Below are 12655 nucleotides of genomic sequence, written 5' to 3'. Positions count from 1 at the left end.
CCCTTAAGAAATTTCTGGCGAAATTTCTGCCCCGTGAATTCCGCCTGGCGGCGAATTCGTTTGTGGTTTATGCCGGGCCGCTGGCGCGGCCCTTAGTTCGGCGTGTGAATTTGCCTGGCGGCAAATTCTAGGTTGTGGGTGGTGTTTGGGTTTCTGTATTTTGCCTGGCGGCAAAATTCTTGTTTTTAGTTTTGTTGGGCCGCTGGCGCGGCCCTTTCTTGGGTTTTTGGTGTTGTGTTTGTCGGAGCGCTGGTGCGCTCCGGTTGTTGACGGATTGTTGGGTGTGGCGTGGTGTCATGCCGGGTGGCATGACCGGGAGTTGAGGTGTGGGGGTGTCGCGGGCCTGTTGGCCCGCGGGTGTTGGGGGGTGTCTTGTGCTTGGACCGTGTTGTGCGTGCCCTGGGCGTAGGTGTTGGGTTGCTGGCGCCTGGCGGCGCTGAGTGGGCTTGCGTTGGCGGGTTGTCGAACGTGGCTTGCTCTTTCCTGACTTGGGGGCCGTGCGGATCGGTCGTCTTTTGGTTGCGGGATGTCGTGGGGTGAGATGGCCGCCGGTGTGTCTTGCCGCCGGGAAGCCACGGGGGCTGGCACGAAGGACGTGGTGCCGACGGCCGTGTCTGTCTCTGTTGCCGCTGGGGGCGTTGCTGGAGGACTGGGCGGCTAGGGAGGGCCGGTGTCCGACTCTCTCTCTGATGGTGAACAGCCTGAGCTGGTTGTCAGCCGTGTGCGGAGTATGTCCGGAGCTCGTCTCGGCGCTGCATGCTCAAGGCGGCAGCGGGCAGCGGTCGTTGAGTCTCTTGCTGGATGCCGCGCATGTCCTGAACCGTCCTTCAGAGTTCCGGGCGCCGTATGAGGTAACACAGTCGTGTCTGCGGGGTGCGGCTGGACAGTGTTCTCAGCATCGCGGGTGACGACTTCCCTGGGCTGTGTAGTACCACCAAGGCAGTCACCGAGACGGCCGAGGCCGTGGCTGATGCCTGGCGGCAGTATGGCGAGGTTAGTGCCCAGGGATCTTGATGTCCTCATGAGTGCGGTCGAGGAGCTGCGTGCCGATCGGGTTGACCGCGGCGGGTCCCGTACCCGGGCAGATCGGGCACTTGGTGGCCGAGCAGACCCGGCCGTCTGGATACCTCCTCCCCTGCTGAGCGTGGCGACGACGGCGCCCAGCTGTCCCTGACCGCCTGGGGTATCCAGCACGCCGTGCGCACCGGCGAGTGACTACCCGGGCAGCTGACGGCGGTACTGGAGGAGCTGCTCGGTGCCGAGCCGGACGACCAGGCCCTCGCCGTCATCGGCTTCTGCCTCGCGCAGCTCCACCACTGCGCCCCTGCCTGGGTCACTGATCGCACCGACGCGCTGCTGTCCTTGGATCGGACGTGGCGCCCCGCGCGCAGCTAGCTCGCCCACGGCAGGCCCGACCCTGTTCTGCTGGCCCAGCTGGACCGTGCCGGCTTGTGGCAGGCTTTGTGTGCGCCGCACGCCGAACCCATCGGCCCTGCCGGTGCGTTTCTCGCAGGCTCGTCGGCTGCACCCTGGCGGAGGCGAGGCCGTCTCGGTGATGCTGTCCCGGCTCGCCACCTGCACCGCCCGCGTTGCGGCCGTCGTCTGGCGAGCCGCTGAGGATCTGCCACACAGCCGGCCTCTTCGCCTGTGTTCCCGCCGCAGACACCCCGAGCGTGAGGCACTATGCCGTGCCCTGATCAACGCCGGAGCCATCAAAGACGCCCACGGAAGCTGACAGGCAGGCCAGGTCACCACTGTTCCTGAGGAAATCGCAACAACCGCCCCTTTCAGATCAGGGTTTCGTCGGCGTGGTCTGGCGCGGGACGGCGCCGACCGGCGCGGAGGTGGGCGGGCCGGCTGGCAACAGGGGGCGGATCAGGGCCAGGCCGGCGGACAGCATGGGAGCGACGCGGCCGATCACAGGTCGGTTGCGTCCGAGCACGGCGTACGCCACGGCGCCCAGGCTGGCCGGGACCGTGGCAATCAGGATCCACAGCGGCCACCAGTACACCGTGGCCAGGCTCAGAACTACGGCCGCACTGGCGGCCGCCGCCCAGGGGACCCTCATCACCCGGGTCAGTACGTCTTCGGTCGACAGCTGCCACAGCACCGGCTCGTGTCGGTCGCTGATCACGCGCAGCGCCAGGGGGCGGACCGTATCCCAGAGGATGTCCCACGGGTCGATGAGCAGCGCGATGCCGACGAGCACCAGGAGGTCGGGGAAGCCCAGCCATGTTGGTGATGACGTCACCCAGGTCTTGAGGGCGTAGTGCACGCCGGCGCCGACCATCATCAGTACGCAGCCCAGTACCCGGCCGAGTACCAGCGCCACGAGCAGCCAGCCCCCGCCCACCTGCCGGGTCTGCCAGGGATCAGCCGGCCGGATGGCGTCGTCCAGTTCCTCGCGGCGTTCGGCTCCCTGCGACAGCAGCGCCTCGGCGGTGCGCAGCGCCCGGCCGGGATCGGCAAGGAAGTACTCCTCCTGCAGTTCGTGCGGCAGGTCCCCAGGGCCAAGGCGCAGGGCGATGGCGATCGGCGGGGCAGCGGCGCGCAGCCGGGCGAGTTCCTCCTGCAGGGAGATGCTCTGCTGCTGGGCGCGGGCGGCCAGCTGTTCGGCCATCTCGCGGGCTTCCCGGGCCCGTTCCAGCTCCTGCCGGGCCGTGTGCAGTTGTTCTTCGAGTGCGGCCATCTTGGCGTGTGCGTCGGGTAGTTCGCGGGCTCGGGCGACCTCGTCCTGGAGGGTGGCGACCAGGCGCATCAGTAGCAGTACCAGCTGATGCGTGCCGGCGCGTTCGCGTTCCAGGTCCATGGCCCGGTGGGTGAGCGAGATCAGCTCCTTCTGGGTCTCGCGGACCGCCAGCTCCCCGCCGGACGGCTGGGTGTGGGCGGGAGGCGATGCGGGCGGCTTGTTCGCGGCCTCCCACAGCGCCAGCGCCCGTTTGAGATCGAGTTCGCGTTTGCGGGGCTCTTTGACCACCGCCGTGACGAGGTCGACGACGAACTGCCGGGAGGGCACCCGTCCGTCCAGGTTGTCGCTGATCGTCGACTTGCCCCGGTGCATGAGTCCGGCCAGGGTCCGCACCGTGACACGGTGCGTGTCCATCACATCTCGGAGGAAGCTGGCCAACTCCGCTGCCTGGGGTGCCTGTGCGTTCAGTGGCCTCCATCCGCGGCCCCGGCCTTTCGCACCCGCCATCGCGCCCCCTGCGATTGTCCGGCCGTGTCCCGGACAAGGCCCTATTGTCCGGAGTTCACCAGGTCAAAGGGTACGGACAAGGTGCCGGACGCACATCGGCGCGGAAGGCTGTTGACCGGAACCAATCGGTTCTCACCGTCCCTGGCCCGGTCACCGAAAACCCTTGGAGTCGCCCCGCATGACCCGCCCCACCGCTGGCACGACCCCCGTCCGCTCGTCCCGTCCCGGCACCGCCCCCGGCGCCCCGCCCCGTCCGCTCGCTCTGGCTGGCGGTGCCCGGCGTGGGCGCAGCAAGCTGCCGCGTATGAGCCAGCTCGCCGTCGACACGGCCGATGACGGCCGCATCCTTGATCTGCGGCGCGAGCCCGGCGCCTGTGCCGGGCTGCCGCACGGCCGCGCGGACGGCCGCTACCGGTGCCTGGCCTGCGGGAGCCATCTGGTTCTCCAGCGTCCTGCCAGTCCCGCCTCCCGTTTCACCCCGCGCTTTCGCCATGACGGCGCCCCGGGCGTCGATCAGTGCCCGGCGTCCGCGCAGCATCAGGCCGACGTCCAGGCCGATCTCACTACGATGCTGGCCCTGCGCGACCAGCTGCTGCACGTCCTGCCCGAGGCCGGTTGCCGTCTGCGCCTCGACGCCGAACTCGCCGGGGCACGCTGGAAGATACCGCCCGCCCTCGTTGTGCGTCACGGCGAGAGTGGCGTCGCCGTCCTGGAACGGCCGCGCCGCCTGCTTGCCCCGGCCGCCGTCGCCCGCCGCCTGCAGCAGGTCCGGACCCAGTACGGCGATGCGGTGGTGCACTGGTGGCTCTTCGACCGCGACGATCCGCTGCACTGCGATGTGGCCGGAACCGTCAACGTCCAGCCCCACGGGACGACCATCGCGCACACCAAGGTGCGCCCCACCCCCGCTCAGCGGCAGATCGCCGCTGCCGGCGCCACGGTGTGCTGGCTCGTCGGCGACACCGTACTCCTCCCCTACGGCGGCCACCCGCGCTCCTACACCCCGCAGCCCGGCGAGGACTGGAGCGGCGACATGGCCTCCTGGAGGCGGGACTGGACCATCTCCCACCCGCATCCTGCTGACCGGGCAGCCTGGTGGGGCCTGGTTCCCCAGTCGTTGCCCGCGCTCGGCCGGCAGGCCGGCCTATGTCCCGTCGCCGCCCTCAACATCATGGCCGCCCTCGAACGCGCCGAGCACGGCCGCGAACGCCACCGCCGCCGCCGTGCTCGCGAGCACGCCCAGCGGCGCACCACACAGACGGTCCCCGTCCAGCTCACCCTCGCTGCCCCGCCTCTCTTGGACAGCGAGCCGCCGGATGCTCCCGTGGCGCCGAAGGCGGCGGCATCCCCCGCTGCCGTAGCGCCGCGCTCCCCCGGCTCCTGCGAACCGTCCCAGCCGGCTCCCGCTCTGCGCGGCCGCCGTCGGCGCTTCACATGGGCCTCGCTCCTGCCGCGCCGCTGGCGCCGACGGCAGGAGCGTCCGTAGACGAGCGTTCAAGGATTCCCGGGACAGAAGCACCGCAGAGGCCCGGCTGCCGGGCCGGGCCTCTGCGGTGCGGCCCCTGCGCGCCGAGTGAGCTGCATGCCAGAAGAAGGCTTCTGGGCCCTGGCGGGGGCGCAGCGGTCAATTCTGTTGGAGGCCGCCATGCTTGTTTTTCTCCGCAGTTCGCCTGAGATGCTGCGGAGGAGTCAGCCGATAGCGGTGTGGCTGACTATCCGTTCACGTACCGTACGTCAGCTGCTTGAGGCCCTTTCTGTCCCTGCGAGATATGAAATTCTACGCGCTGCCCTTCTTCGAGGGTTTGATTTCCGTCCATTTGGATTGCGCTGTAGTGTACGAAGATGTCGACGGGTGGGTCGCTGTCGACGGCGATAAAGCCGTAGCCCTTTTCCGCGTTGAACCACTTGACTGTCCCGGTCGTGGGAGGGTGTTCCTGCCTGCTGGTATTTTCGGAATCTTCATCCGGTTCCGGCGCCGGTACGCCGGAGCTGGCGGGGTGTGCGGGCGGGTTGTCCGTCTGGGCGGTGCGGCGGGCGCGGTTCTCAATCGCCGTAAGCAGGGCGTCGTCGGTCGTGCCCAGCAGATGGTCAAGTGCCTCGTCCGTGTGCTGGCCGGTGCCTTCGTGCAGGTTCTGCGTTCCGGGCGCCGCGCGATGCTCGGCGCCGCCGTCCGGGCCGGCAGGGGTGGTCCGTGTGCGGACCGCCGCCAGGAGGGCTGCGTCCATCTCGTCGAGGAGCAGGCCGAGTTCGTCGTCAGGAGTGCGCCGGACGTCGCTCACTGCGGCCTCCTTCGGTCGGTGATGCCGAGCTGCTGCTTGAGCGTGCGGCGGGCGCGCGAGAGATTCTGCAGGACCGCGGCCTTCTCCAGGCGCATCGCCTCGGCGATCTCCCCGGTGGAGAACCCGTCGAGGTGCCAGGCCATCACACTGCGCTGTTTGAAGGGCAGTTGGACCAGAGCCTGCAGAACCCGGCGCTGCTGCTCGCTCAGTTCTGCCGCTTCCAAGGGGGTGTGCCACTCCACACTCGTCGCTGCCAGACGGTCCGTCAGGTCTTGTTCGGGCTGCTCCGGCACCGTCTGCCGCAAATGGGCCCGCAGGGCGACCGTGCGCAGCCAGGCCCGTGGGTGCTGCACCGGCTGCCGCGCGCGCATCAGTTCGACGAACGCGCTCTGCACCGCGTCCTCGGCCTCTGGGAAGGTGGCGCCGTGGCGCAGCAGGAACCGGATGAGGTAGGGCCGGTCCTCCTGATAGGAGCCACCGACATCGGCTGCCGGCGCCGGCTGCTGCCGTGCGCCGGGCACGGCTGCGGTGTTATCCGCCATGCGGTCCACGGCCTTCCCCCCTCGCCACTGCCCCCTGGCGCACGGCCAGTTGACGCCCCGTCTGGTCCCGTTCCTGCAAGGTACCGCCCTGGCCCAGCGCGTTGATCCGGGCTGTGCGGCCTTCCTCTTCGATACGGGCTCTGCCCAGGAGAGCACGGGTGGTGATCCGGGCCATGAGCACCCGGGCGGCGCACCCGGCCACGCACGCGGCAATGGTCACTGCCGCGCTGACAACTGTGCTGTCCACGACGCTGTGTTCCTCTTCCTCCGGCAAGGACAGGTGCCCTTGCTCCGGTAGAAGGTGGCGCTGGAACCCTGTTCTTCTGACATCCGATGCCTGGCCGGTTGCCGCCGACGGTCGCTCCCGCCCTGTCCGTGATCTGCCTGCCGCATCGACCATGTGGTGCGCGGGGCACTTTCTCCGCGGTGGTAAATGACGGGAAATCTTCATCCTGACCCAAGAGTGAAAGAGCAATTAGATTTCCTTCAGGGTGGTTCTTCCTTGATGGTTTTTAATGTGGCTTTTATTATTTCTATGGGTGTGACCCTGTGCAGGAGGCGGGAGACACGGGGGCGAGGGCCAGGGCAGGAGCTTCGGTGGTGCCCGCGCCAACTGTCGTCGGCGAGCCCGACGCCGTCCTCCGGGAGTTGCTGTACCCCGTCGACGGCGGGGGTGCGGGACGGTCTCGTGGCGGATTGATCCGCCTCGGGCCGGCAGCTGTCTGCGCCGCCGTGACCCACGTCATCAGGAGATTCAGCAGGAGATCACTGGCTGTGTTGGGTTGGCTGCCGGCACCTGCGAAACTCTTCACTGGATTTCTCAGCAGGATTCCGTGCGCGCCCTACCGCATGGACCGGATCTGGTCCGCCTCGAGCCACTGCTCGACGTCGTCGACCTCTACGCGGCCGACACCCCCACCAACATGGTGCTGCACTCCGCCATACGCTTCGACTATGACCCCGCCTCCGCCTCCCCGGGGCACCCCGCCGCACATCTGACCATCAACTCGGCGCACTGCCGGATCGCCTGCGCCGCACCCATGCACGTGGGCCGCTTCGCCGACTTCTTTCCGGCACTTCCATGCCGATCTGCGGGCAGCCCACCACAGCTACTTCACCGGAGGAGCCACGCGCCACATAGGCGAACGCACCCTCACCGACGACGACCGCACAAGTCCCCATCTGATGTGGCACTAGGGTTCTTTGTCCCTCCCCACCCAGGGTCGGACCAGATCCTGCGGCCCACGATCCGGCACGTACCGACGTCATCCGTCCCGTTCACGGCTGCCCGCATCAGCGGCAGTCCTCTCCTGCCAGACCGCTCACTCCCCTGCTGCGCCGAGCACGGGCCGCGACGGATCGAGGCCTTAAGCGTGAGTCCGGGCTGGGTACTCGCGCATGCCGGGAAGCGCCACCCGCCTGTAAGGCACGGCCGACGCTCCTCAAGGTGCCCTGACCTCTGATCAGGTCTCTTGCCGTCTTCCAGCATGGGGAGGCGTGGGCGGGAAGGTCACCATCAGCTTGCCCGCCAACCGCCGCCATCCGGATCGCTTCGCCGCTCGTCTGCGACGAACGGCCGGCACCGTAGAACGAGAACCTGCCAGATCCGGCTTCGTCCTCGACTCCTTTGCGCCCTGGTCCGACTGACCTGCCTGGACTGCGGCGGGGACAGGTTGCCCGCGCTGGTAGGAGTCGGCACGCTCCCAGGCCCGCTCCCACATCTGAGCTGTCTGAGTGCCAGGCTCGACCTCACCGCACACCCTGACGAAGGTGAGCAGAAGGCGCTTGGAGGGCATCCGCTTACCGCCGAGGACGGCGCCCAGAGTGCTGCGCGGCAGGTGACTGACGCCCTTCTCGCTGGCGGCAAGCTCGAGCTCGCGCAGGGTTTTGTTGCCGTGGCTGAACCGCAGGGCGCGCATGGCGTCCAGTAGTTCGATTGGCTCGCCGATGTACTGCAAAGGCAGAACGGGACGACGACGCTGCGGCCGGCCGCCAGCCGAGGCTGTGGCGGCCTCAGCTTTCTTCCACAGGCGTTCGGCGTCCCGGACGTCTCCTCCGCAGATCCGTACATAGTCCTGGACTACTCGCCAGGCCGGCAGACCGCTTCCACGGTCGGCTCGGTAGAACCGCAGGTAGGGGACCGTCGGGTGAGTGTGGAGAGTCGACAGTCGCTCCATCTGGCGATAGCTCAACCCTGAGAGGTGGCGCAGTGACCGCAGCCACTGCGCCAGCTCGGTCAGGGGTTTGGGCGTCGCCAGGGCATTGGTGTGGCGCCCCATTGACGCTCCCCTTACACGCGGTGGGCGGAGAAGACGGCGACGGTTCGGCGCACGAGTTCTACTGCCGTAAGGCTGCCAATGGTGACAGTTGCGATGACGGCGTCCAGATCTTGCCACCAGACTGCCAGCCCAGCGGTGAAGCCCAGGACCACCACGATGATGACCACAGCCGGGGCCGGCAGCAACAAGCTGCCGCCGATGGCTGGTCCGTGCACGCAGGAGGCGCGCACGGGTACACCTTTGTTCATTTGTTCTCCTCGGTCGTTGCTACTCGACGCGAGGCCCCGTATGCAAAGATCCCCCGACCTTGCAGAGCTGGGGGATACAGAGCCTCACCGAACACCTTCCCGTTCTCGCCACAACGGCGTAAGACCACCCCCGCGCCCGTGTTTCATATTGTCCCAACTTCTGCTGACAGGCTGTCAGGGCGACGGTGCAGGTCATACGGGATAAACCCGCAGAGGGTGTTTCACGGCAGACGGCGAAAAACCCGCTTCGGGCCGCAGCAGGGGCCTTGTGCGGGGAGAGCGGAGAAGGTTCAGTCGAGGCATATCCATGCACGGCCCATCCGGGCACAGCGGGGTCTATCCGTCTTCGGCCGCGAGCTCGGGCAATGGTCAGACACAGCCGACGGTACGGATCTTGTCGTCCCGTTCGGCTCCGGCAGCGAGACACGGAGAGACACGATGACGGCCACTCTTTTCGATGCGCTCCATGGTGTGGGGCCGGTGCTGCGGTCCGCGCCGCACGGGATCGAGCGCACGATGAGGACGGCCGCAAGCGACGCCAGCGGATTCACCGGAGTCAGCGTCTTCTCTGCCCTGCCCAACGTCACGAACTACTGCCTCGCCATGGAGAGTTTGCAGCAGTTGCAAACGCAGGACGCCATCGATCATGCGTTCTTTGTTCACGCGATCCAGCCGGCCGCGGATCGGCATCTCGATATCGCGTACGTGTGTTCAGAGCGCCTCGTGTATATCTACCTCACGTCCGGTAGCACCGGTGCCCCCAGCTCGGGGGACTTCTCCGCAGGCACCGAGCTCGTTGACCATCCCGGACTGGGCAACGCAGACAACGCCGCTCATGGACGCCTCCCCTCCAGCAGGGTTCTTGAGGGATCGGTGATCGTGCACCCGGCAATCCCGACGTGGTTCACCCTTGGTTCCCACCGGACCAGGGACGGAAGCGCACCGCAAGGCACGCTCTTCCGCGACCTCGACCCCTGCAAAGCGGCATGGCTGCGGACCACAGCGGCCGCGGATCTTGCTGCGAAGAGTGAGGCAAGCACCATGCCGCGTGTAATCGACCCAAGCCTCAACCGCCGCAAACTCCGCATCGCATTGCGCCGGGCGCGCGAAGAGGCCGGCATCTCCCAGCAGGAGACGACGCGGCATCTGCAGTGGTCACTCTCAAAGCTCATCCGGATCGAGAGCGGAGCGGTGAGCGTTTCGATGACAGATCTACGGGCGCTGATGGAGCTGTACGGAATCAGCGTGCCCGAGACGATGAGGGACCTCGAGGAAGCGGCCCGCAACTCCCGCGGAACGTCGTGGTGGTCGCACTTCGGTGAGGTAACCGGCCCGGCCTTCCACGCCTACCTCGGTTATGAGTCGCCGGCGGCGGCTTCCCCCCCTACGGATCACCTGGTGGCCGGCCTCGGCTCCTTCCACACCGCGGCGTGGCGGGCCCTCGATGGACACGAGGTGCCCCGCAACGGCCTCAGGCACGGGGGTGCCGGGCCCCGAACCGTGTGGCACAAGCAGGACTTCACGCAAGACAACGGCGCCATCAGCGCAGATGTGATCCTGAGTGGGGCGGTGTTGCGGCACACACTCGCAGAATCCGCCATCGTGGGCCCGCAGCCGAAGAAGCTCACGCTCGCCCGTAGGCGCCACGGCGCGGTTCTGACCGCGGACACGGAATGCTCGTCCTTCCTGATCGAGCTCGGCTCGGCCTGCGCCACGCCGTGCCAGAGCCCGCGTGTCGCCTCATTGAGGCCTCAGGCACCGGCGGTGCTGTTCCTCCTGTCGAGCAGGCCGTACGTGGGCGGCGTGGCCGGACCCGGCATGCCGTTCGCACGGGCTGTCGGCAGCACCGGCCGGGGTGGGAGGAAAATCGAACTGCCGAAGCGCACGAAGGACGTCGATCAAGCATTCTTCTTCTGCGACCGGACCGCCCATCCTGGCAGGGGAAGCAACCGGCTGACTGACGCCGGCGGCAAGGGTCACCAATGCATCAGCAGCGTCGGCATGCGGAGGCCCTCGATGGCACGGCGTCAGCGCTTCCTTCACGGCTCGGGACATGAAGTGGACGGCCTGCAGTACCGGTCCGCCCAGCCAGCCGTCAGCGGTGTGCGGGCTCCTGCGGATTGCCGCCTGCAGCTGGCGCTGCGCGACAGTGCCAGGACCCGTCCCGTCCTAAATTGATGGCGGAACGATCACGCTGCCGGTAGCCTCACGGCGCATCTTTTTTGCGCGTCTTCACCTGCGCTCACGATCGCGGTCTCCCCGGCCGTTGCTACTCGACACAACAGGGGAACGGGCGGCTTTGTTGCAGCGAAGCCCGCCCACCGGCACAGCTGAGAGTTGTGCCTTCGGATCTGGTGGTCGCTCTCCAGGGCGGGCGGCCGCCAGAGGAAACAGACGACCGGCTTCTGCCCAAACCACTGCGGGCAGAAGCCGGTCGCTCTTCTTTTCCGGCACCCGTGGCAGCGTCCTCATCCGGGTCGGCGCGCGGCTCGGGAAATGGTCCGTGATCTCACCCGGTTCCGTGTCCGGCTCCTTCTCGGCCGTCGCCTCGGCGGCCTCTGCCGGGTCGCGGTGGAAGGCCCAGCCCGGCGTCGGCATCAGGCTGGGAAAGGTCTGCCTCGTGAGAAGGTGAGGCATCGGATGCCTCCCGTACGCCGGTATCTGTGTGCGGCAGGCTGTCGCGGCGACAGGGACGACGGAGCGCGGGTGTACGTCACACGGGTCCAGCTCACGGATATCAAAGGCTTCAGCGGGAACCGCTCTGTGGATCTGAAGCTGCCCGGGCACGGCGGCTGGACAGTGCTCGCCGGGCGCAACGGTTCCGGCAAGTCCAGCCTTCTGCAGGTCATCGCTCTGACGCTGGCAGGCCCGGATGCAGCATTGCGTCTGAATGTGGACTTCACGGGCCTCATCACCAGAGGTTCCGAGACGGGGCACGCAGCGGTGGATGTCCTTCCCCACCCTGAAGCCGACCCTGTCGTCGCTACGGACCCACTCGTCACGCTGAGCGAGGAAACCCGGCTGGAATTGGCGTGGAAAGGCGTCCGCCCCCCGGGGCCGGAGGACAGCTGGCCTCGTCGGCCGACCGTCGTAATGGACCACCGGGGGCTCGATCCGGTCCGCGCTCAAACCGCTCTCAGCGGCCCGTGGCACCCCGGCGTACCGGGCTGGTTCTGTGCCGGTTACGGGCCGTTCCGGCGGCTGACGGGGTCCATGCGCCGCGCGTACGACAGCACTGTTCCCTTGCCCTCGCCTTTGGCCACGCTCTTTCATGAAGACGCTGGCTTGACCGAGAGCGTGTCGTGGATGATCGATCTCCACCACCGCTCGCTCCAAGAATTCGACTACTCTCGGCGCGCCGAGACGGTCCCGGACATGCCTGCCACGCTCCTGCTCAAGGATGTGATGGCCGTGCTGGGCGACGGCCTCCTGCCGCATCAGTACCGGCTCAATGGCGTGTCGGCAGACGGACTGATGGTGAGCCTGCGCGAGAGCGAGGAGAGTTTCCCGCTGCGCGAGATGAGTGACGGCTTCCGCACGCTGGCCGCTCTGGTGCTGGACATCATCCGGCAGATCCACGCCGCCTACGGGCGGTTGCAGACCGAACGGACCAGCAGCGGACGTGTCGCTGTCCTGCAGCCCGGTGTCGTTCTGATCGACGAGGTGGACGCGCACCTGCACGTGACGTGGCAGCGTCAGGTCGGGGGCTGGCTTAGCGAGCACTTTCCCAATATCCAGTTCATCGTCACCACCCACAGTCCCTACGTCTGCCAGGCCGCCGACGAGGGTGCTCTGATCCGTTTGCCGGGACCGGACGAGGACGAGCCGCCTGCTGTGGTGGACGAGGACCTCTATCGCCGGGTGGTCTACGGCAGCGCCGACGACGCAGTGCTGTCGGAACTCTTCGGCCTGGACACGCCCTACTCCAGCCGCGCCGAGAAGTACCGCCAGCGGCTGGTCGCGCTGGAGCGCAAGGTGTACGCGGGCACCGCCGATGAGGACGAGGTGAACGAGTACCAGGAGCTGAGCCGGCTGCTGACCAGTTCGCTGCAGAGCCGGGTCGCCGAAGTCGCGGCGCGACTGGAGCAGGAACAGTGATCCCGCTGCAACG

At 67.6% G+C, this 12655-nt stretch carries 8 protein-coding genes and 1 pseudogene; 4 read left to right on the top strand and 5 right to left on the bottom strand.

Annotation, left to right across the window (positions count from 1 at the left end):
- Nucleotides 1-1792 precede the first annotated feature (1792 nt).
- Complete coding sequence (locus OG718_RS54240) at nucleotides 1793-3103, bottom strand: hypothetical protein (RefSeq protein ID WP_328842622.1); 1311 nt, start codon at nucleotides 3101-3103, stop codon at nucleotides 1793-1795.
- A gap of 397 nt (nucleotides 3104-3500) precedes the next feature.
- Here OG718_RS54240 and OG718_RS54235 point away from each other — a divergent pair, with 397 nt between their 5' ends.
- Complete coding sequence (locus OG718_RS54235; RefSeq protein WP_328842623.1) at nucleotides 3501-4682, top strand: hypothetical protein; 1182 nt, start codon at nucleotides 3501-3503, stop codon at nucleotides 4680-4682.
- Nucleotides 4683-4908: 226 nt separating this feature from the next.
- Here the strand turns inward: OG718_RS54235 and OG718_RS54230 are convergent.
- Both OG718_RS54230 and OG718_RS54225 read right to left on the bottom strand, forming a co-directional pair.
- Nucleotides 4909-5112, bottom strand: a pseudogene (locus tag OG718_RS54230) (cold-shock protein); the annotation flags it as partial.
- 359 nt (nucleotides 5113-5471) lie between these two features.
- Entirely contained in the window at nucleotides 5472-6017 is a 546-nt protein-coding gene (locus OG718_RS54225; protein ID WP_328842624.1) for an RNA polymerase sigma factor, read from the bottom strand.
- 833 nt (nucleotides 6018-6850) lie between these two features.
- On the opposite strand from OG718_RS54225, the gene OG718_RS54615 reads away from it, so the two are divergent.
- A complete protein-coding gene (locus OG718_RS54615) occupies nucleotides 6851-7480 on the top strand; it encodes a DUF2290 domain-containing protein (RefSeq protein ID WP_443054843.1) in 630 nt (209 codons plus the stop codon).
- Here OG718_RS54615 and OG718_RS54220 read toward each other — a convergent pair whose 3' ends face one another.
- A complete protein-coding gene (locus OG718_RS54220) occupies nucleotides 7481-8296 on the bottom strand; it encodes a hypothetical protein (protein WP_328842625.1) in 816 nt (271 codons plus the stop codon).
- 11 nt (nucleotides 8297-8307) lie between these two features.
- On the bottom strand, nucleotides 8308-8544 hold the full coding sequence (locus tag OG718_RS54215; protein WP_328842626.1) for a hypothetical protein: 237 nt from the start codon (nucleotides 8542-8544) through the stop codon (nucleotides 8308-8310).
- Nucleotides 8545-8982: 438 nt separating this feature from the next.
- Here OG718_RS54215 and OG718_RS54210 point away from each other — a divergent pair, with 438 nt between their 5' ends.
- Both OG718_RS54210 and OG718_RS54205 read left to right on the top strand, forming a co-directional pair.
- Complete coding sequence (locus OG718_RS54210) at nucleotides 8983-10722, top strand: helix-turn-helix domain-containing protein (protein WP_328842627.1); 1740 nt, start codon at nucleotides 8983-8985, stop codon at nucleotides 10720-10722.
- A 528-nt stretch (nucleotides 10723-11250) separates the two neighbouring features.
- The gene (locus OG718_RS54205; RefSeq protein ID WP_328842628.1) at nucleotides 11251-12642 is read left to right on the top strand and encodes an AAA family ATPase; all 1392 of its coding nucleotides are present in this window, start codon (nucleotides 11251-11253) and stop codon (nucleotides 12640-12642) included.
- The last annotated feature ends 13 nt before the right edge of the window (nucleotides 12643-12655 follow it).

Origin of the sequence: Streptomyces sp. NBC_00258 (genome assembly GCF_036182465.1) — a bacterium.
Taxonomy (GTDB): domain Bacteria; phylum Actinomycetota; class Actinomycetes; order Streptomycetales; family Streptomycetaceae; genus Streptomyces.
The sequence above is the reverse complement of the archived record's forward strand: the minus strand, read 5'-3'. Positions and strand labels throughout refer to the sequence as shown.